24 protein-coding genes and 1 pseudogene are annotated in these 19,177 nt (G+C 49.7%); 11 read left to right on the forward strand and 14 right to left on the reverse strand.

Translation table 11 applies throughout. The features are described from left to right. Positions 1-45: 45 nt before the first annotated feature. The gene (locus tag LIW51_RS05970) at positions 46-435 is read right to left on the reverse strand and encodes a hypothetical protein (RefSeq protein ID WP_227376293.1); all 390 of its coding nucleotides are present in this window, start codon (positions 433-435) and stop codon (positions 46-48) included. Between the two features lie 197 nt (positions 436-632). On the opposite strand from LIW51_RS05970, the gene LIW51_RS05975 reads away from it, so the two are divergent. Beyond that, a complete protein-coding gene (locus tag LIW51_RS05975; protein WP_227376294.1) occupies positions 633-1,667 on the forward strand; it encodes a DUF7972 family membrane protein in 1,035 nt (344 codons plus the stop codon). A 31-nt stretch (positions 1,668-1,698) separates the two neighbouring features. Here the strand turns inward: LIW51_RS05975 and LIW51_RS05980 are convergent, their stop codons facing one another. The 4 genes from LIW51_RS05980 to LIW51_RS05995 form a co-directional block, all read right to left on the reverse strand. Further along, complete coding sequence (locus LIW51_RS05980; RefSeq protein ID WP_227376295.1) at positions 1,699-1,887, reverse strand: DUF4177 domain-containing protein; 189 nt, start codon at positions 1,885-1,887, stop codon at positions 1,699-1,701. A gap of 689 nt (positions 1,888-2,576) precedes the next feature. Next, complete coding sequence (locus LIW51_RS05985) at positions 2,577-2,825, reverse strand: helix-turn-helix domain-containing protein (protein WP_227376752.1); 249 nt, start codon at positions 2,823-2,825, stop codon at positions 2,577-2,579. Beyond that, positions 2,753-3,247, reverse strand: coding sequence for a bacterio-opsin activator domain-containing protein (locus tag LIW51_RS05990; protein ID WP_227376296.1), 495 nt, complete (start codon positions 3,245-3,247; stop codon positions 2,753-2,755). The genes LIW51_RS05985 and LIW51_RS05990 overlap by 73 nt, the downstream gene beginning before the upstream one ends. Before the next feature lie 216 nt (positions 3,248-3,463). Beyond that, entirely contained in the window at positions 3,464-3,679 is a 216-nt protein-coding gene (locus LIW51_RS05995) for a hypothetical protein (RefSeq protein ID WP_227376297.1), read from the reverse strand. A 357-nt stretch (positions 3,680-4,036) separates the two neighbouring features. On the opposite strand from LIW51_RS05995, the gene LIW51_RS06000 reads away from it, so the two are divergent. From LIW51_RS06000 to LIW51_RS06025, 6 genes are all read left to right on the forward strand, one after another. Then, positions 4,037-4,354 (forward strand): DUF7344 domain-containing protein, encoded by a 318-nt coding sequence (locus LIW51_RS06000; protein ID WP_227376298.1) that lies wholly within the window; start codon positions 4,037-4,039, stop codon positions 4,352-4,354. 526 nt (positions 4,355-4,880) lie between these two features. Continuing rightward, positions 4,881-5,714 (forward strand): TrmB family transcriptional regulator, encoded by an 834-nt coding sequence (locus tag LIW51_RS06005; protein WP_227376299.1) that lies wholly within the window; start codon positions 4,881-4,883, stop codon positions 5,712-5,714. Between the two features lie 241 nt (positions 5,715-5,955). Further along, positions 5,956-6,519: a TATA-box-binding protein gene (locus LIW51_RS06010; RefSeq protein ID WP_227376300.1), complete on the forward strand. Its 564-nt coding sequence runs from the start codon at positions 5,956-5,958 to the stop codon at positions 6,517-6,519. A gap of 228 nt (positions 6,520-6,747) precedes the next feature. Beyond that, the gene (locus LIW51_RS06015; RefSeq protein WP_227376301.1) at positions 6,748-7,398 is read left to right on the forward strand and encodes an HAD family hydrolase; all 651 of its coding nucleotides are present in this window, start codon (positions 6,748-6,750) and stop codon (positions 7,396-7,398) included. A 319-nt stretch (positions 7,399-7,717) separates the two neighbouring features. Further along, entirely contained in the window at positions 7,718-8,533 is an 816-nt protein-coding gene (gene tbsP, locus LIW51_RS06020; RefSeq protein ID WP_438267357.1) for a transcriptional regulator TbsP, read from the forward strand. A gap of 303 nt (positions 8,534-8,836) precedes the next feature. Beyond that, positions 8,837-9,064: a DUF8015 family protein gene (locus LIW51_RS06025; protein ID WP_227376303.1), complete on the forward strand. Its 228-nt coding sequence runs from the start codon at positions 8,837-8,839 to the stop codon at positions 9,062-9,064. Positions 9,065-9,073: 9 nt separating this feature from the next. Here the strand turns inward: LIW51_RS06025 and LIW51_RS06030 are convergent, their stop codons facing one another. From LIW51_RS06030 to LIW51_RS06035, 4 genes are all read right to left on the reverse strand, one after another. After that, positions 9,074-9,271 (reverse strand): hypothetical protein, encoded by a 198-nt coding sequence (locus LIW51_RS06030; protein ID WP_227376304.1) that lies wholly within the window; start codon positions 9,269-9,271, stop codon positions 9,074-9,076. Between the two features lie 229 nt (positions 9,272-9,500). Further along, entirely contained in the window at positions 9,501-9,695 is a 195-nt protein-coding gene (locus LIW51_RS39865; protein ID WP_438267358.1) for a DUF7563 family protein, read from the reverse strand. Positions 9,696-9,710: 15 nt separating this feature from the next. After that, on the reverse strand, positions 9,711-9,911 hold the full coding sequence (locus LIW51_RS39870; RefSeq protein ID WP_438267359.1) for a DUF7835 family putative zinc beta-ribbon protein: 201 nt from the start codon (positions 9,909-9,911) through the stop codon (positions 9,711-9,713). A gap of 252 nt (positions 9,912-10,163) precedes the next feature. Next, positions 10,164-10,448 (reverse strand): HalOD1 output domain-containing protein, encoded by a 285-nt coding sequence (locus LIW51_RS06035; protein ID WP_227376305.1) that lies wholly within the window; start codon positions 10,446-10,448, stop codon positions 10,164-10,166. Between the two features lie 1,067 nt (positions 10,449-11,515). On the opposite strand from LIW51_RS06035, the gene LIW51_RS06040 reads away from it, so the two are divergent. Beyond that, positions 11,516-11,716: a DUF7835 family putative zinc beta-ribbon protein gene (locus tag LIW51_RS06040; RefSeq protein WP_227376306.1), complete on the forward strand. Its 201-nt coding sequence runs from the start codon at positions 11,516-11,518 to the stop codon at positions 11,714-11,716. A 256-nt stretch (positions 11,717-11,972) separates the two neighbouring features. On the opposite strand, the gene LIW51_RS06045 is transcribed toward LIW51_RS06040, so the two are convergent. Together LIW51_RS06045 and LIW51_RS06050 are read right to left on the reverse strand one after the other, a co-directional pair. Next, entirely contained in the window at positions 11,973-12,386 is a 414-nt protein-coding gene (locus LIW51_RS06045; protein WP_227376307.1) for a helix-turn-helix transcriptional regulator, read from the reverse strand. A 116-nt stretch (positions 12,387-12,502) separates the two neighbouring features. Beyond that, entirely contained in the window at positions 12,503-12,670 is a 168-nt protein-coding gene (locus tag LIW51_RS06050; protein ID WP_227376308.1) for a DUF1931 domain-containing protein, read from the reverse strand. Between the two features lie 262 nt (positions 12,671-12,932). Here LIW51_RS06050 and LIW51_RS06055 point away from each other — a divergent pair, with 262 nt between their 5' ends. Then, a complete protein-coding gene (locus LIW51_RS06055) occupies positions 12,933-14,588 on the forward strand; it encodes a bacterio-opsin activator domain-containing protein (RefSeq protein ID WP_227376309.1) in 1,656 nt (551 codons plus the stop codon). Between the two features lie 111 nt (positions 14,589-14,699). Continuing rightward, a complete protein-coding gene (locus LIW51_RS06060) occupies positions 14,700-15,068 on the forward strand; it encodes a DUF7344 domain-containing protein (protein WP_227376310.1) in 369 nt (122 codons plus the stop codon). A gap of 359 nt (positions 15,069-15,427) precedes the next feature. Here LIW51_RS06060 and LIW51_RS39875 read toward each other — a convergent pair. The 3 genes and pseudogenes from LIW51_RS39875 to LIW51_RS06070 all read right to left on the reverse strand — a co-directional run. Next, positions 15,428-15,781, reverse strand: a pseudogene (locus LIW51_RS39875) (DUF7344 domain-containing protein); the annotation flags it as partial. Positions 15,782-16,812: 1,031 nt separating this feature from the next. Continuing rightward, positions 16,813-16,977 carry a HalOD1 output domain-containing protein gene (locus LIW51_RS06065; RefSeq protein WP_227376311.1) on the reverse strand — a complete coding sequence of 55 codons (165 nt, stop codon included), beginning with the start codon at positions 16,975-16,977 and terminating at the stop codon, positions 16,813-16,815. A gap of 264 nt (positions 16,978-17,241) precedes the next feature. Beyond that, positions 17,242-17,568, reverse strand: a complete 327-nt coding sequence (locus LIW51_RS06070) for a DUF7344 domain-containing protein (protein ID WP_227376312.1) — start codon at positions 17,566-17,568, stop codon at positions 17,242-17,244. A gap of 238 nt (positions 17,569-17,806) precedes the next feature. Between LIW51_RS06070 and LIW51_RS06075 the strand changes: the two genes are divergently transcribed. Next, on the forward strand, positions 17,807-19,147 hold the full coding sequence (locus LIW51_RS06075; RefSeq protein ID WP_227376313.1) for a DUF7504 family protein: 1,341 nt from the start codon (positions 17,807-17,809) through the stop codon (positions 19,145-19,147). The last annotated feature ends 30 nt before the right edge of the window (positions 19,148-19,177 follow it).

Below are 19,177 nucleotides of genomic sequence, written 5' to 3' on the forward strand. Positions count from 1 at the left end.
GTTCCAAATGCTTACCTCGTGCTAGTGTATGATCGGAATTTGAGACTAGATGATCGACTTGGAGTCTACGTTCACAGTGAGACGCTCAACAAATTTATCATCGTAGTCTGTAGCAGTGAGAAATGCTGTCTCCCCGACAGGGAATGAACCGGTAACGCTTGTCTGCCCAGCCTTGACCGGTTCTGACCAATAATCTGATCCACTCGATTGAATTACGGTCAGTTCTCGCACACCGAGGCTAGTTGTTGCAGCCTGCGTCAAACCGATGCTTATCGTCGCATGTTGAGTTGTCCACGATTCAGCTGGCTTTAAACTCTTGAAGACACGTGATTCTGAAAGAGTGGGTGCCTTAATCGTCGGAGAAATACTCAGACAGCCCCCACATAATAGCTCTCCTAGAAGTACTCCTGCTGTGAGGAACTGGCGTCGGTTCATCGAATCACACCGCTTAGAGACGGCATCTTCTTCAAAACCAAACATCGTGATTTCATCTTGGTTCTAGATACCAGGCACATCGACACGAGTGTTATGCTTTCGCTGACAACCCTCTATTAGTGGGCTCTGACAAGGATCAAAGAATTATGGTCATCTCCTTCGAATGACCTTTCCGGTTGAATAGTGAATAAGATTGTATGAGTGAATCAGGATCTGGTAACACGATGCGAGAGCGTGTCGGTAACCGACGAGATCGGATACGTCTCTATATCTTGCTCAATCTTGACCGTAGAGTACTGACCGGTGCACTAACTGGCGGGATGTTCCTTGTGTTCCTCATAGCTGGTGCATACAGTGTTCCTCCGTTTCGGATGTATATGCGGAGTATGGGGCCAACTCGGTATCTCTTCCAAGCCTTTGTTGGGGCGCTTATTACTGGCCTCACACTCGTTGTCACCATCAATCAACTTGTCCTTTCACAGGAACTCGGTCCGCTTGGAAGTCAACGGGAACGTATGAATGGAGCGATGGGATTTCGAGGAGATGTCGAAGATGTCCTTGGATCGGTGAGTCCACCCGAACCGGAGGCATTTCTCCAGGCACTCATCGACAATAGTCGTGAGAGGGCACAGACGCTCCAAGAGACCGTTTCCGAGAATCCGAATGACGATCTCGTCAAGTATACGAACCAGATCACCAACGATATTATTGAGAACGCAGAGGTCGTAACCGATCAGCTAGAGAATAGGAACTTCGGTGAATATGCAGTTGTCAAAGCAGCCCTTGATTATAACTATTCGTACAAAATTTATCAGGTTCAGCGCCTTAGAGATAAATACGCCGACGATCTTTCTGACGAAGAATTGTATTTGCTTATTGACCTCCTCAAAATCTTCACGTTTTTTGGTTCCGCCCGGGAACACATCAAAACATTATATTTTCAATGGGAATTGGTTGACCTTTCCCGAGGCATCATCTACTCGTCAATCCCTGCAATTGCAGTAACCGGAACAATTGCGCTGTACCTTGCTCCGGCATCGTTTTCCGGTATAACTTTCGGTATCGATAATCTCATCTGGATCGTCAGCGCTGGCACGGCAATCGGTACGTTCCCATTCTTCTTTCTCTCAACCTACATCCTTCGCCTCGCGACAATCGCAAAGCGTACACTCGCGATTGGTCCATTCATCCTCCGTGGCTCTGAGCGTTCTTCCGAGATTGAATGGGAGTGATCTCCTCAACCCTCTTCAACAAATGAATTCGCTACGAATCGGTAGGACGGTAGAACACGAAGAGTAACGATGAACTGTCAATTCTGACTGAATCAACTAGTTTCCACCCCTCTCCGGCGTATTCATTGAGTATCTCGTTGATTTTGTGTCGCTCATCTCGAAGCTCTGTTGGAGCAATAGAAACCGGTTCAACCTGGTACTCGTGCTGCTGGTTCGCCATATCTCATGTAGTGACTGAAAAGGCAAAAGTATTCGATAACCGATGCCCTCTATCGTCGAGATTATTCTAGTAGAAATAGCTGTAATTCGGAACTAGAAGAAATATTTCAAATGAACTGTATTCTCTTGCTCTTCCCTCTACAATCGCCCAGCGGACTGCCGCCGATTTTGGTTCATTTCTGCTACGACGCTAGTCCTCTTCTCAGAGTTCGCTGACGTTAATAAGATGATAAAGACAAATGTACTCCTATCCGATGAAAAATCGCTGTGAATTCACTGGAGTAATTTCAACCATTATAATAAAGAAATAAACGGTAGCGATGCTGAGAAAGATCTCATGAAAATCGGAGATAGCTAAGTAGCCTTTGCCCATAGATCGATAAGAGAGGTATCGGGGGTCATCCACTTCTGCTTAGGGATTTATGGGGAAAAGGAGTTGGAGTAAGCGATCTCGATTCCAAATAAATACTTCAAACGCTGAGTACCCGTGCTCGACAGGCGGAACTCCAAGAGGTTCATGCATTTTTCGCCAGCTCCGGCAATTTGTTGTTAATAACGATCTTAACCAACAAAATCCGGTAGCCACCCGTTCAGTGTTGGTTAAGATCATACGTTCGTCTGTCGAGCTTTAGACTAGGAGTCACTCCCTCTCCTATTGAGAGATACAGGTATTCTCTCCACAATACTCCGTTAGCGATTACGATCTCTATCCTCATCGCCAGGGATATCCGGGATGACCTTCTTGAGAATTCCCTTCGTCCCCCGGCGGAGCCATTCGGAAAGCGCTTGGTGTGAGACGCCAAGTTTCTCGGCCAACTCAGATTGGTCGGTTTCTCGTGGGACGTCGTAGTAGCCGTGTTCGGTGGCTAGGGCAAGCGCTTCTTGTTGGTCGTCGGTGAGATCGAACCGAACGCGCTGGGCGCTATCGACATCATAGATCCGGGAAACATCGAGAGTGAATCCGTGCTCGTGCGCATACTGACTGCCGAAATCTTGTTCTGCTCGGGAAAGAGTACACGAAGATCCCATTGATGATCGTACGCGGTTGCCTGCTGCACGGTCGCGCCCTGTTCAAGCAGCATATACGCGATGATCTGGGTCTTGGTGATCCATTCCATTCGGTAGAGCCGCTCGTCCTCAAGCTCGGTGAGAAGCTCGACATTTCCGACACTAGGATCGTCTTCGAGTGCCGCGGTCAGCGTCTCAAAATCACCGTTGGATGCCCAGACGAACGGCATTACGTAATCCGTATCGTGTGCGACCACTCGGTCGATTGTGAACACCATCTCGGGTAGGCGCTCCAACGTCTCGGATAAGGCGAACTCCTCCGCCGGGATACTAAATTCCGCGATCGTACTCATGTCTCTACGTGGTTTTCAGGGGCTTATGGGAGTTACGGGGCAGCAGAGCTCCAGCAAGTGCCGCGATCACATATCCCATGAGAATAGATAGAGACACACTACGAACTCCACATAGATTTGGAGGCGGCTATCAGAGGTTTCTACTTATGCTTAAGCAATTGCTGTTGAATCCATTCTGACCACGGAGCATGGTTGAGGAAGCAGGTTGACGTCGTGCTACAGGTACTCATCGGGGAGTTCGCCACCGTGGTTATTCGGGAGATCCAACACTGGGGTGATGGCGTCGAATCGGGGGCCCTTCTTCACGAGATTCTCGTCGTGATCCCAGGTGAGAAAGCCGTGTTCCACCAATGTAGAGAGGTCGGTATGACGGAGTTTAAGACGAAGTCGGGCCACATCTTCGTCGACAGAGGGTGGGTCGTTCTCAAGCATACAGAACCACTGGTCACCCAACCATATAAACAAGTGACAATTTCACGAAGATGTAACGTGTGAGGAACCGGATAAAAGAGCGGCGAAAAGAGGAGACGCTCGAGAGAGTTTCTCATTAATACGAGATTTGTGATTGAATTTCATCAGTTGTCGCAGTCACGGCAAACTCATTACGGAGGATTCTGCCAGCCGTTCTCCCTCGTGTGGAACGATAGTAGTCGTCTGGAGTTCCGCTTAGGTCGAGACGGTCGACACGTCTCTTCAGCATGTGGTTTGCAGGACGTGTCACTTATTTCCACACACCACTAGTTTCCGTGAAAATGAGGTGTATTTATGGCTATGTGAATATTATTGATTATGATCATGCTCAGCAAACAGTTATTTATTCTGTCAAATTATCACAGACGACAATTACTCATCGCCTTAGCACAACGTAACCCTCAATCCGACCCGACAAGCGCTTTTGATGCGTCGGAGACGAACAGCGACACCCAGGATCAGGCGATCGCGATGCGACATATCCATCTCCCCCTGTTAGCAGACCACGGGATCATCGACTGGGATCAAGACGCACAGATCGTGGCACAAGGCCCCCAATTCGACGAGCTCGAGCCACTTCTCACAGCAGTGGGTGAGCAGGAAGAAGCACTAACTGATGGGGGCATCCCGGACTAATCGATCGTGATCGAAAACTACCACGAGAGTGGTAGTTACAGCACAGAGCGGCGATTGGTTGGGACCCTTTCGAGCTCCGTGCCATATACTAGTTCAAGCTCCCTCACTATAGTCCTACTGTGATTATCTGAGTGAATGAGTGAACTGCTGATGAACTGACTCAGTGACACAGGTCGTCGAGGACACTGTCTCAGCGATGCCAATCGCGGTAGTCTCATCACGTACTCTTGTTGCACCATTAGCGTGCCTGGTACCATCTCTTGGTGCTGAATCCGTGATTTTGAGCGCATATTCTGCGCTTTTCTGATTTGCGGACTGCGGTTTCCCGTATTCACAGCGAGATAGGTGGGGAATCAGCAAGTTGTTGGAATTTGCATGCGTGTGATTCATGGTGGCTGAGCCATTGCAAAGGGATACGAACAGGCGTCCTGGCAGCTGCTCTCGATCAACTGGACAGGAATTGACTTGTGAGCAGCGACACAATACCATAGATAGCACCGGCCCCCCGGTCGCGTGGTTGGGATCCATGAACGACGTATCTCATCACCAGCAAGCAGTCGAATTGCTTCAACAACTCGGATTAAAAGAGTACGAGGCGAAGTGCTTAGTCGCGTTATCACGCCTCCCGAAAGGCACCGCCAAAGACATCAGCGAGACCTCTGACGTTCCGCGCACGCGCGTCTACGATGCGATCAGAGTGCTCGAAACCAAAGGCCTCGTCGAAATCCAACACTCGAACCCCCAGCAGTTCCGGGCCGTCCCGATCGAAGAGGCCGCCGAAACTCTACGCCAAGAGTACGAGTCGCGGACGGACACGCTGGTTGAGACGATAGCAGATCTCAAACAAGTACAGACAACGAGTGATGAGGAAATCTCGCACGAAGTCTGGGCACTCTCGGGTGTCACATCGGTTGCGAATCGCACCCAACAACTCATTGATGCCGCTGACAAGGAAATCGTTCTTATCATCGGGCATGAAGACGTCATCACTGATGAGCTGGTTGCCCATTTGCAGGCCGCTCTGGATAGTGGACTCAATGTTCTCGTTGGCACAGCGACAAAGCAACTCCACACAAAGATCGTAGAGACACTGCCCGAAGCAGAGGTGTTCGTCTCCGAGTTGGAGTGGCTACATAGTTCGCCACTCGATCTCGATGACGAGACCACAATCAGTCGATTGCTGCTCGTTGATCAGAATACGATTCTGGTGAGCTCGATACATGAAACAGAGACTGGCGGGATTGACACGGAGAAAGCCGTGTTCGGCAGGGGTTTCGACAATGGCATTGTCGTAATTGCTCGGCGACTGATGGCGACCGGATTGCAACCGGCCGTTGACCCAAAAGTGTCCGACGAATAACGCGTATGAAAGCCGCGGTTACTTACGTTGACAACGCTACTCGGGGTGATTGTCGAGCAGTTTAAGTCCGATCGTGTGATTGCTGGTGACAGTCACTTCGTAGCCACAATTTTACTGCCATAAAAACAGGTGGTTCGAGAGACCATTCATCCTTTTACCTCACTGTGGTGCTCTACTGAGCTACGCAGCGAAACAAAGAAACAGGGTGGTTTTTGCCCTCGACATCGGAACACTAGTAATAATGACTGAAGATGGTTTGGTATCACTACAGATTGAAAACGTAGTGGCGTCGTCGGCGCTCAATCAAGAACTCGATCTAGAGCAGCTAGCAGATGATTTATCGAATGCCACATACAACCCAGATAACTCTCCGGCAGTGATCTATCGAGCGCCAGAGTCAACATCAACGATTTTGCTCTTCCGCTCGGGAAAACTGGTGAGCACAGGTGCAGATAGTCTGGCAGCCGCTAATCACGATTTTGCCCATCTCTTTACTCTCCTTACCGATCTCGGGATTCAGGTTCCTGACGATCCTTTCATTACAACCCAAAATATTGTCTCGGTGGCTGACCTTGGATACTCGCTTAATCTCAACGCGCTTGCGATTGGTCTCGGGCTTGAACAGGTTGAGTATGAACCCGAACAGTTCCCCGGCCTCATCTACCGGCTTGACGATCCCTCGGTTGTGATTCTCCTCTTCGGCAGTGGGAAGCTCGTCATCACTGGGGCTGCAACGAGACAGGAAGCAGAGGCGGGCGTTGATCAGGTTCGGACACGACTGGCCGACCTCGGCATGTCCAACTAATTCTGCGATAGCGCTTGCCGCAACGGGTATAGATTGTCTTCCAGTTCGAATATTCTGTCCCTCATGAGTAGTTTCTTAATGAGAATCTCCAAGATCAGTAATGCACTGGCCAGCGTTGCGCCACCACCGTATCGTTTTGCTTTATTGACCGTGCTGCTCTTGGAGTGTAACAGGACTATCGGGGCTGAAGCCGGAACTGGCTTCTGATGAAAACTGGAGGTACAAAGTATGATCCGAGTGCAGGCAATCCTGTTTGATATGGATGGGGTGCTGGTTGATTCCGAACCATATTGGCAGCGATTCTGGCGTGAAGAAGTGTTCGCTGACGTTGAGAACGGTGACCCATGTTTAGAAGACGTGACCGGCCGCAATTTCCGTGAGAGTCTCGTGGAGCTTGCGCAAACATATGGCCTTCCAGGTGGCCCCGAGCGCTATGCACGTCAGTTTGAAACCGCTGCTGACACCGTGTATGGAGAACATGTGTCGATTACGTCCGGAATCCCAGAGCTTTTTGAAACGCTTCGGGAGCGAGGGTTCGATGTCGGGATTGTTTCTTCAGCCCCAGTCGACTGGATCGAAACGGTCGTTGAACGGTTTGACCTTACGCCAGTCGATGTTGTGGTCAGCGCCGAACACCTTGATGATCCGGGGAAGCCTGAACCGTTCATCTATGAGTATGCCGCCGCCGAACTTGACGTCGACTCCACCGCCTGTATTGTTGTTGAGGACTCTGTCAACGGTGTTCGGGCGGCAGCACAAGCTGGGAGTACGGTGATTCGATTCTGTCAAGGAAGCGAGGTCAAACCCACTAATGAGACTGATTTCATCGCTAACTCCCCGCAGGATCTTCGACGAACGCTTCTCGAAGTACTTTCTTGACGGGTATTTCTTGTCCGTTGAGTCTCGGAGATATGAATCTACGCCACACAACTCGCCTTATTGATATCATATTAGTTGAATAGAATATGCTGAGCGGTTCTATGTTCTGATTCATACCTTAGGCGGTCAATTATCCATGGGATGTTTAGACTGAGTCCCGTGACCACATTTTGATCTTGTTAAAAACCCTTTCTCATCTTTAAGACAACAACGACAAGAATGGATTCGTTACCAGTCATATTGGCAATTAAGTGATAATTTCCCTTTAGTAAGGAACTCGGAACAAAGTAAAACGAGCCACTCTAGATAAACTATGGCTATGTCAGCAACCATGCTCGATGATGATACTGTCGAGCTCCTCCAGAGGATCTTCGAGGAAACGACAGCACCACTCGTCGTTGTCAATCCAGCACCAGACGTGTTAGAATCAATAATCATCGCTGCAACTGAGCATGAACCTGAGCTCCCTGAGATCCGGGTCTTAGCCGCTGAGGACACGCTCAAAACCATGGCTGAAGATTTCATCATCGCAAGCCAGGCAGCCGACCTCATTGCCGATGAGACACTATCTCTTCGCACAACCGAGATTGCGCGGACTTCGATGCTCGTCACGCCAGAGCAGGTCATCGTCCTCCTCGCTATTGACAGGCAGACTCGTGGGATGGAATCAGACGACCCAGAGTTAGTGGAAACAGTTCATGAGACGTTTCTGAGCGAGTGGGAGAGTGCAGAGGATTTCACCCTTCGGACACCCCCATATTCACGAGTACTCAACAATCTTGAAGACGAAATTGGCGCCGAGACGAAAGAGGATTTTGCCGCTGTGATCGACTCGGTCGAGACAGTTCGTGGAACTGGTGGCGAGTTGGATGAAGTGGAGATCAGTCTCTTAGTGGCGGCGAAAAACGAGGTGCTCTTCTATGATATCGGTAAGTGGGGCGAGGATAGCGGTGTTGCAAGCAAGGCAACCTTTTCACGTATGAAAACCAAGCTTGAGGATCAAGGGCTCATTGGCACGGAAAAAGTGCCAATCGATGTTGGTCGCCCGCGACTCCGCCTCCGTTTGGCGACCGAGGACTTACAGAATACAATTATTGAAGAGCTAGCGAGTCGTGCACAAGAACAACTCGCCTGAGTGCCCACGACTGTAATCGTGCGTCTGTAGCTGAGGTTCCGTCGTTAAATTGTGATTGGAGGCAAAGCATTGCTTGGCGTTGATGTCTGCAAACGTCTCGATCCCGAGGATCGTAGGCAAAATCTTGAGTAGTCGTTTCCCATTCACAGTGGGTGTGATTCGCGAAGCGTGTATCACTTCTTCATTCCTGTCTTACGAACATCTTCTCCAACTTTCGAATAACTTATAGAGTGAGCACGTACACCATTTATAGTGGGTATGGAAAACAGTTAAGTATCTCTTCTGCATGTGTTAGAACACATCATGACTAGATACTACGACCTCATCCTCGGACTCATCCCCCTCGCACTCATTGGCATCACCGGTGCACTCAGTATTGTCGGATACACACTTACAGTGGCTGTCTCACTCGGTGCTGTCGTCTCCGTTCTCTTGATCGGCCACGCGTTGTTCGTCAATGGCCCGGTCACCGACACCCCATCGGCTGCGTCGACTCCCACATCGTCCCCACCAATTAACACGACTGACTAATCCACGTTTTCACCAAATGTAGGTAGCGCCTTCTCCCATTTTGATTTCAAACCCAAGTAGATAACAGGTGGTGAATCGATTTGCTGCGGTATCGATAAGCTTGAGTTCCCATTGATCTCTCTTCTTTTGGGTGGGAGCACAATGATTGGGAGAAAAAATCTGCTCTGCTTCGAGTGTCAGCTCAAGAGTATCATTGTGGACTCCCATTTCACCCCCGCGTACTTGCGTTATTGTTCAGCCGGCCGGGAGTTGCTGCTGTTCCAAAAGAGGTGGCATAAATATTTATTCGCTCGCCAGTCTAATCCCTATTCTGGCATTAAGCGCCCTCAAACAGCCTCGTCGAGATCCATCAGCTAGTTTGTCTATCTTCGGTAGATTTTACTAGTAAAAAATATTAGTTATAAGACATCTGAAAGCGTAGAACGGTAATTATCGTCTACTCACGTTGTGGGTAGCTGGCCATGCCAGCTTTGACCTCAGTTGCGCTCATACAGTTTAAGCAGCCTTGAACGGTATTTTGATTATCGCCGAAGACCCGTGCGAAATCTCGCGTGATGAAGCTCTCACAGCTCTGACACCGGTTATCAACGATGCGTGACTCCATCCCTCTTTGTGAAGTGGTCTTTTCCATGGGTCAACACCTATATTACATATCATTCATCCGCTGTTTGCGTGTGGCCGCACATTGCTGGCACTCTGTTATCCGGTAGGGTTCTCGCGAAAAGGCTGCATTTTGGGAATCCTCGTTCTCGGTAATGAGCTTGATCGTCACTTGATGTGGCGTCATCGCAGCACAGTTGTCACATCGTTCTACGAGCTGACTGTCAGCGGATCTTTTTGCTCCCATAGGTTTGTGGTTTTTCCGTCTGGGGTGGTTTCAGCGCAGCACTGGCATCAGGTGGTTGTCTCTGTCTTCTTCACACTAGACACATGTTAACATATGAGTAGGGAATATCTCTACCTATGGGCTGAATATGCAGGCTCATTAACCGCCAGCAAATGATTATATTTTTATGCAGATCAGAGAGCGTAGATTGAGAAACCGTTGGCAACACGTCTCAAGTGGTAGACATTCGGCAAAGAGGTGGAGTGACGTCACCTATCCATCTGTGGTTTGAGAGGCAACTTTGATTTTCACGGTTCCATCGCCCCAAAGTGTGACTAACACGTCATCGGTATCGAACGCGACAGTCGTGTTGGCAGTGGCGTCTTTGCGAAAGAGATTATTGAGCGCATCTGTGTTGATATCGTTATAGAGCTGGAACTCTGCCTCAGTTACCTCCGTGTCTTTCAGATCTGCGACCGTCTCTACAATCGCGGTACTCAGCTCTCGATCGTCGTCTGGATGATACAACTCGCTCTCTTGGTTACTCTGTGTGTCCATATGCTACCAGCACACGGAATCTGAATAACCGTTCTGGGCGTTAATCCACTCTTTCTATTTAACTGATGCATGCTACTCGTTTATCTCCTCACTGCCGTCATGTGGCCAGAGCACCTAAGCACGCGAGAGTCTCTCATATTTTTCGGGTGGAGGAGCCACAGTGAGACACTGGTGCCAGAACCATCAGCTTCACCGACAACGCGGGCAGTGCAATTAGGACTTCATCACTACTTACTCAAGTTTCAATACCAACACAGTATAAGATACGAAAGTGTGCAGACCGTTCCGTTACGAACGCTTTTCCACTATGTGGATAAGGTACTTCGTCTCTCGTTACCAACCCACACACTAGGGAGAGCTATGAGTGTCCTCGACCGACTCAAGGCGGTATTCAGTAGCAAGGAGGAACAGAGACATAGATACCAGTGCATAGACTGTCAGACTACATTTGAATCGTCAGAGTCCCGTATGGCGAAAGTCACGTGCCAAATGTGCGGGTCAAGCAGCGTCCAGAGCGTCGCCTAAATTCGGCATCAGCGACAACGATGGTGACTCTGTTCACGTCTCCTAGGCCAATCTTTACTGAAGTTGCTCAAAATGCCTCATAGCAAGGGTATAGTCTGACCACGCTCATCCGACAGAGTCGCCTCTGCGCACCGACCTGTGAGGAAGAAACACGAACTGACGGCCGAGTTACGTTTATGTATACTGGCTATGAGGTCGTCATTCACAACAGATGGTCAGAGTCATCGAAACGCGGGATGGGAACGAACAGCACTGACCTGATTCTCCGCCGCTGCAGTTCCTCACGCTGTCGGGTGGAAACGAACCTCTTGAGCAGTCATCCCCGACAATGATTACCGTGTTATACAATAGCAAGATAATTTGGAAAGCGGCAAAAGTGATCATATTCAATGCCTCATTGTTTTCTGACGGTTACCCCCTCTATTTGACCATTTCCGAGAGCTCTCTCTGGTAATGGTTCAAAATTCTTCGAACACGGACTAACAAAGGTCGCTGTTTATACTTCTCTTAGTAGTTTCACAAGCTGCGGAAGGGGGGTCACCATGACAGCGAAACACCAAGAATCTCAGACGGTGGTGGAACGATGTGAGAACTGCGACCGTGAGACCTCGCATACAGTTTCAGTCGAGATCCGGACAGAGAGCAAGAAGAAAGAGAACGCCGAATTCTCGCGCGAACCATACCGAATTGCGACGTGCCAAACATGCGGTGAGATGACGAGCCAGCGGATGAACAACGCGTGACGCGGACACTGCAAGAAGTCCTCGTCGGTCTTCTCAGGATATAAATTTCAGCGAGAAGAGCTTGCACATGTATTTTCGACGACCCCTCCTGGGGCTATTCACTTCCGCTTATCATGGAAATGGATAGACGCTTCAGTGCTATCGTTGAGGTTCCTCCCTCTTGACTCTGTGCACTGTTGACGCTGCTGTGGAGTCAAGGATTGAGGAAAGCACTATATTCAGTAACGGTAGTATTTTTACTGGATATTATTATCATTTATCCGTTTGTTTCTTCGTGACGTTTTTCTGCGGAAGGGGATCTGTCTAGCTCGTTTTCAACCAATGTAACGATCTTTTCTCGCCCGAGACGGAGTCGAGTAAGCTGGTCATCTGCTTCCATTTCTGTGAGTCGGATACTCACTGTTGCTTTTGACCAGTCAGTCATGTCAACGATTTGTTTCTGGCGCATTCGACCGCCATTCTGGGTGAGAAGAAGACGAATCTGAGCGTGCGCTTCAGCCTTGGAGAGTCTCTGTTTCGATGAGTTAGAGTTGTCAGGTGTCTGTTTCGGTGGGTTTTGGATTGTTCGCTGTCTCATCCATTGGGAAATGAGGAAGAATCCAACTATCCCTAGAATCACTCCAGCTACTACAAATTCGATCTTTTCGAGGAGAAGGCTGATTGTGACCATGACTACAGTCTGCCTGCAGTACCACGGATAATCTCATCATTCTTAGTGTCTTCACCGCTACTAGTATGTCATCAAATATTCGAATTTTATACTAAACGGAAAGAAGAGGTATATAGCTACAAATCCCGGGGTTGGACGGTTTTCCGGTCGTTTTCCTCGGCGCGGCGTGCGGCGTTGTCGAGCACGGTCGCGACTTCGCCATCGAGCGCCTCATAGAAATCACTCACGACATTCATGTCTTCGAGCTGTTCTTTCACTGCTGCTTTGTCAATCAAATCAGCCATACAGGCATCTAACCGATATAATACTATAAAAATCAGTAGTAAAAATCGATCTCACACGGAGGTCAACGGCGGACTGATGAGTTCGTGTATCGTTGTTCTACGTGTCTGCTTACACCCAGTGGCCAAGATATTTATTGTCAATTTCACTCTGTATTAATCGCGTATGATCTATAGAAGATGACCAAACATGTTTATCCATGTACTCAAGTATGAAGTATACCAGCCCAGCGAGAAGGCAGTGAATTTCATCATAGCGAAAGCAATGACCGACGAGAATTCATCCACCGAAAATGCATTCGCCGCTGCAGCAGTCGATCTAGATGAGGCATCCTACTTCCGGACACTCGTCGAGAACACCTCGGATGCCATTCTCACGCTCAACGAAGAGAGTACCATTATCTTTGCAAATCCCGCCGTCGAGCGCCTCCTCGGCTATCAGCCAGACGAATTGGTCGGACACTCCACGACAGTGATCATCCCTGAACGACTGCGCCAACGCCACGAAACAGCACTCAATCGGTATCTCGAAACGGACGAACGAAGTCTCGATTGGGATGGCACGGAACTCCCTGCTTTGCACAAGAATGGTCATGAGGTGCCCGTCTCGATTACATTTCGAGAGCATAACGACAGTGGCCACCGCCTCTTTACGGGCATCATCCGGGATATCTCGGCGCAGAAAACGCGTGAACAGCAGTTACGCCACCAGCGCGATACGCTCGAACGGATTCGCCAAGTCACAGAGAGTCTCCGACTGACCAATCAGATTCTCGTCCGCGCCTCAACCCGAGACGAGATCGAGCAAATGATCTGCGATCGGCTGGCGACCTCAGAAGCATACGCATTTGCTTGGATTGGAGATTATATTAGTGAACACAAGCAGATCGAACCGCACACGTGGGCTGGCGTCGAGGACGACTATCTCTCAGAGGTCGAAGTTACAGCTGACGAAAGCGACACTGGGTATGGGCCAGCTGGGCAGGCAGTCCGTACACGGTTAGTGCAGATCGTGCAGAATATACGTACTGACTCTACGTTTGAGCCGTGGCGTGACGAAGCACTCCAACGAGGATATCGTGCAGTGGCGGCTGTTCCCCTACAGTATGGTGAGACGATCTACGGCGTCCTTGTCATCTACTCGTCTCGCGCATTCGCGTTTGATGAATACGAGCAAACGCTGCTGGGGGAACTCGGCGAGCGAATTGGCCATGCGATCCACGCTGTGGACAATCAACAACTGCTGCATACCGATACCGTGGTTGAACTTACGTTCCAATTAACGGAGAATGATGCTGTCCTCATCGAAGCCTCCGATTATTTTGAGTGTCAACTGACGCTCGAGACAATCACGCCCGTCTCAAATCAAGGATTTGTCTGTTATACCACGGTTGAGGGGGCAGCACCAGAAGACGTCTGTGAGCGCTTACGAGAGACCCCTCAGATCGACCAGGCACGGCCGGTTCGTATGACCGGTGAGACAGGTGCCATCGAATATACCATTACCGGTGGCTCACCGAGCGTGACGTTGATCGAGTACGGAGCTACTATTCAGTCACTTACGATAGAGCAAGGTGAAGCGACCATTATCGGTGAGGTCGCGCCGGACACAAACACACGCCAAATTATTGAAGGGATGCAAACGGCACACCCGGAGATCACGTTCATTGCTAAACAGACGAGAGATCGGCCGGCCCACAGCGCCGATGAAGTGGATTGGCATGTTCTTGCTGATATCTTGACGACACGTCAACGTGAGGTGCTAGAAGTGGCGTATCACGCAGGGTATTTCGCGTCACCACGCGAGACAACAGGCGAAGAACTTGCCGAGATACTTGATATTGCGTCGCCAACCTTCTATCAGCATATTCGGAAAAGTACCCAGAAACTCTTGGACGTAATCCTTGTTGATGAGCAGTGACTTGGTATCGAACCTAGATTACTAGGCTTGCAACAAATATATTGATTTTCTGAACATTGCATCCTAGTCCTCGCGATTTTCCCACTCGAATAAGAACTCAAGAGTGAACACATGAGTGATACACAAACTCCCCGATCGAATGCATCGACTATCGACTCTCGGCTCACCCCCACTGAGATTTTCGATCTCCTCAGAGACGACCGACGGCGGTACATCCTCCATACCCTTACTAAGCGCACAGATGCTGTTGACCTCAACGCGCTTGCGACGGCGATCGTGCAGTGGGAACAGAAGATGGACATAAGAATGGATAATCACTACGAGCGTGTCGTGACCGATCTCGCCCACCACCACCTCCCACGACTCCTCGATGCTGAGATCCTCGTGTATCAGCATGAGCAAGAGACAGTCACACTCTGCGACACGGCGATTTCCCTGACACCCTACCTTGAGCTTGCCGCCAATGCCGATTTCAACTAACATCAAAATAGAGTCCCTCCAGCGGAGGGATTTCTAACAGAGGCCTCATGGGTTACTACCTCTCGTGTACCATCTGCACATTTGAACGCGAGGCTGAAACGCTTGCAATGGCTTTAAACCTTGAAGAAACCCACGTCGACCAGTGGGGTGCCAAACATATTATCGAAATCGAACATCATGACTAACGATCAACGACCCTGAGTTGGTCGTTACTGCCCTTCGATACGACGCAGTTTTGGTGGTATCTCCTGCAGAATATACTTACGGTAGTAGAGATACTGGCTGATCGCTACAATACTTTATGCGGTGTAGATTACTATCACAGTCACAAGATTGGAGAGGAGCGAAAGCGGATAGATCTAGAACCAAACTCTGCTGACAAGTAGAATACTCCCGAATGAAAGGACGAGATAGTAGAGATTCCATGGAATGCCCGGTGACATATCATCAAGATGCATGTCGAGAACCAGACTACGTCGTGAGAGATGTATCTCCACGGTTTCACGCTCGTATTCGATAATTCTAGCATTGGTGAGTTTCGGCAGATATGTCTGGTAGAGCGAGATAAAGATGCGTTTTCGTTGCTCACTCATTAGCTCTGCCGATATGGTGTTGTATTTCCATGCCGCCACTTGGTTGGTCAAGTCGGACAGTTCGACGAGTCTCTCTTCCCGTCGGAGATGGTAGAGGGCGTATCGTCGCCGAGGGCTTTTTAGAAGCTCAAAAACCTGATTTTCTGAGAGTTATGAACTCTCCATAGTACAGGTGTTTGCTGACTGCTTATCAGTACTAATCCTGCTCTCTTCGAACCCATGACCAGACTGGAGTAATAGATGCCACCACCGCATATAGGAAATGCCACCTGTGTTCACTTTGTTACTCAGGTACTGTTTCCAGGTAGTGTCATGTTTCTCCACAGCTTGCCAACCGATGACCATCTCGTCGAAGCATTCTACCGAACGTCGGCTGAGTCTGAGGCTATCCTTCTTTTTCTGCTGGTACAGCCTACCTACAGGGTCGTTCCGCGGCTCTCCATAACACTACTTTTGCGGTTACCAATGATTGAGTAGTATGGGTAGAATGAATGATATCGCTGTCTATCGGTTTTAGGCGTATCTCCGTTCAGACGTCCGGTGAGCCATGAAACGAAGTATCATCTGAGTTCTGTTGGCCGAACCACGTTGAAACTGCTCATTCTTAGAGGCGTTTTCGATAGAAGTCGTCAACGGGCCTAAAACACCATCTGCGACCAACCATAGAAGTGCAGATAAGAGCGAGACTAGCAGTCACAAGGATTCGTGCATAGTTAACGCGGTAATCTCGGGGCGGTGAAGAAAATGGTATCGAGCTGACTTAGAGGACGATACTTCCGACCCACCAAACAAGCAGGAGGAGTCCGGCCCAGACAAATAACTGAATCATCACCACCAGACGAAGGTACAATGATCGTTTGCTTACAGCCATGTTATCAATAACCATGGCCGAGGATGTTAGTTATAGAGTTCAGAACGCTATCGAAGACGGACACTACTCATATACTTTTGATCTGCGCTGGCGGTGATGGGTTTCGTGCTTCCCGGAAGGCACTGCTGGACGGGTAGGATTTGACCAACAGAGGTGGGAAAGGGTACTACTGATGTTCTATAAATGGCTCAGCGTGAATCGTCCGATCGCTGGTGGCCGTCACTTCGTATCCGCAGCAGGAGAATGTGACACCTCCGTCCGTTCGCGGTTGCCCATCATATCATGGCGAAAAAAGCTCTTCGAGCGCATCAGGATTGATGACATCGTAGATGGAGTCAAGGCCAACGGCAGGGACACCCTCACGCCTTGCGACTTCTCGTACGATGGCCGTACTCACTGCTTCGTCGTCTACCGGTTCTCTCCCGTCTTCGAATGTCGTACTCACAAGCATGATTGAGTGCTTCTCCAGCCACTGACTGTTGTCTCTGGATCGCTCTCTGAGTGGCGTGCATTAGCGCACAACCGGCCAGGTATAAAGTCACTGTGAATCGTGATTCACACTCATCAGAACCTCGCAAACCCTCACGCATAACATAGAACCACTAGTCGTCCAACCGTGTGAACCAGGGACTTTTTCACGGAGACGTGACGGTTGCTGAACGGAGTGAAAGAGAGAGGGACAAGCAGTAAACTCTCAAGATAGTTTGTCTCACTCACCCTGGGCGGTCACCTTGAGGAAGGCTTCACTCGCCGTGCTCCCTCGATACCGAATTGTCTGACTCCGTGGATCATACTCGATGAGTCGGTGATCGGCGAGAGCTGGGAGATGCTGATGTACCAGCACAATCCGTGCGTGTTGGCGCGACGTGACTGCCTCCACGTGCTTCTGAACATTCTCGGCCAGCTCGTCAAGCGTTGCAACGTCCGTGTTCTTCGTTCGAAGATATGAGAGCACTGCGCGACGACATGGGTCAGCGAGTACTTTCAACAGTGCGTCGACCGGGATGTCGTGCGTGGTGTGCTTACAAACTGTCATTTTGTCTCCCTTCAGTGTGGCGTGGCAGACCTCGCAGGAATACCACTAATGGGCATCTATGAGTATCGTCCCGCTGAACTCCACACTGTTAAATATTCACAGTAGTGCTATCGTCTTAGTCTCTCTAACCAGATATTCAAAACACTACGAATCCTACTCTTGTCTGATTTTACAGTGCTTTCTTCGGAATAATTGACCAAAGTAGCTACTGCAATCGTTTCTCTGTTCTCTACGTTGTATGGGAACATATGTCTCACTGGAATTTTTACGCCTCGAAGGTGAAAGGGAGACACCAATGACCAGTGAGCCATACCTGTCTCAAGATCTTTTTCAACCTGGCCTCTGCCATCAGGTCTCTGTCGACGAGAATGGTCAAGAACCGCTGAGTATGCGAGTGAGTGAGGCGATGGCAACGGTTGTTAAGAACGATCCACATGAAATTCCACCCCTCTACGATGTCATCGACCCAGACGCACTCAATAACATCTTTCATCCTCTCTCGGCGGATACACAACAGTCAGGACAATCACCCACTGAGATCCTGTTTTCATGGTGTGACCACGCTGTTCGCGTGCGGCAAACGGGTGAGATTAGCATCACGAACGAATCCATCATCCCTCAGATCGGCACAGAAGCAGTCTTATCCGCTATGTTCTCTGCTGAAGCACTATCTGACACAGATGGGGTCGCTTCTGAGTATGCCCCAGCCGAGGACGTAGGGACAGCAGTTGTCCTCGCAATTGCCGATGAAGTCGGGGTTGAACCGCGAGAATTACAGGAACAACTATCGGATCGCATCAATCCGGATGCACTCACCAACTTGTTTGGCCCGAAACTCGATGGAACATTGCGAACTGGTGGGTATGTCTCGTTCGCATTCCAAGGGTATTTTGTCACAGTCTCAAGCGACGGGACAATCACACTGCAGTCAGAACTAGCCCAGCTGAAACAAGATGGTGGGAATGTCCTCGTGGTTGGAGATGTCCCTGATGATGTATTCAACACTACACGCTCATTCCTCGGTGGAGAACCAAAGCCGACTCAACACAATCTGTTTGCGTTACTTGACCGTTCGCCTGCGGCACTCCAACAGTCTGCAACACCAAGACAGCCCACTCTGGGCACCAGCGAGATTCTCGATCATCAAATACCAGTAAGATCGGCGGGAGCAAGTGAATCTCCAGCAGAGCAACCGACCCAAAATACCCAAATTACGCAGATTGAAGGAGATCTTTCCAACCTTCGAAGAGCACTGATTCAGTCCCTCACAAGATATGAGCATGACACAGATGATTCTGATATGGCGGATCTCCGGCTTTACATGGATTCGCTTCGACCGATTCTTGATGACGCTGACACTGACGTCGCCACGTTTTTACAGCCACTCCAGCACGCTGTGAGCGCTGTGGGTGCAGTCGGGTATTATCTTCTCCCGGGCGATCGAAATGCGCCAGGGATCCGAGAGCTTAAAGCAGACTTTGATGCCGTAATCGAACTCCGCATTGGCACATCCGGCCCTGAGCAACGGTGGTCTCTTCGCCAGACCGGCTATACGACGCGGTGGTTTTCAATCAACTGATGAAACCCTCGTTGTCTACTGACGTTCTCC

This window comes from Haladaptatus halobius (genome assembly GCF_020618475.1).
Lineage (GTDB): Archaea > Halobacteriota > Halobacteria > Halobacteriales > Haladaptataceae > Haladaptatus > Haladaptatus halobius.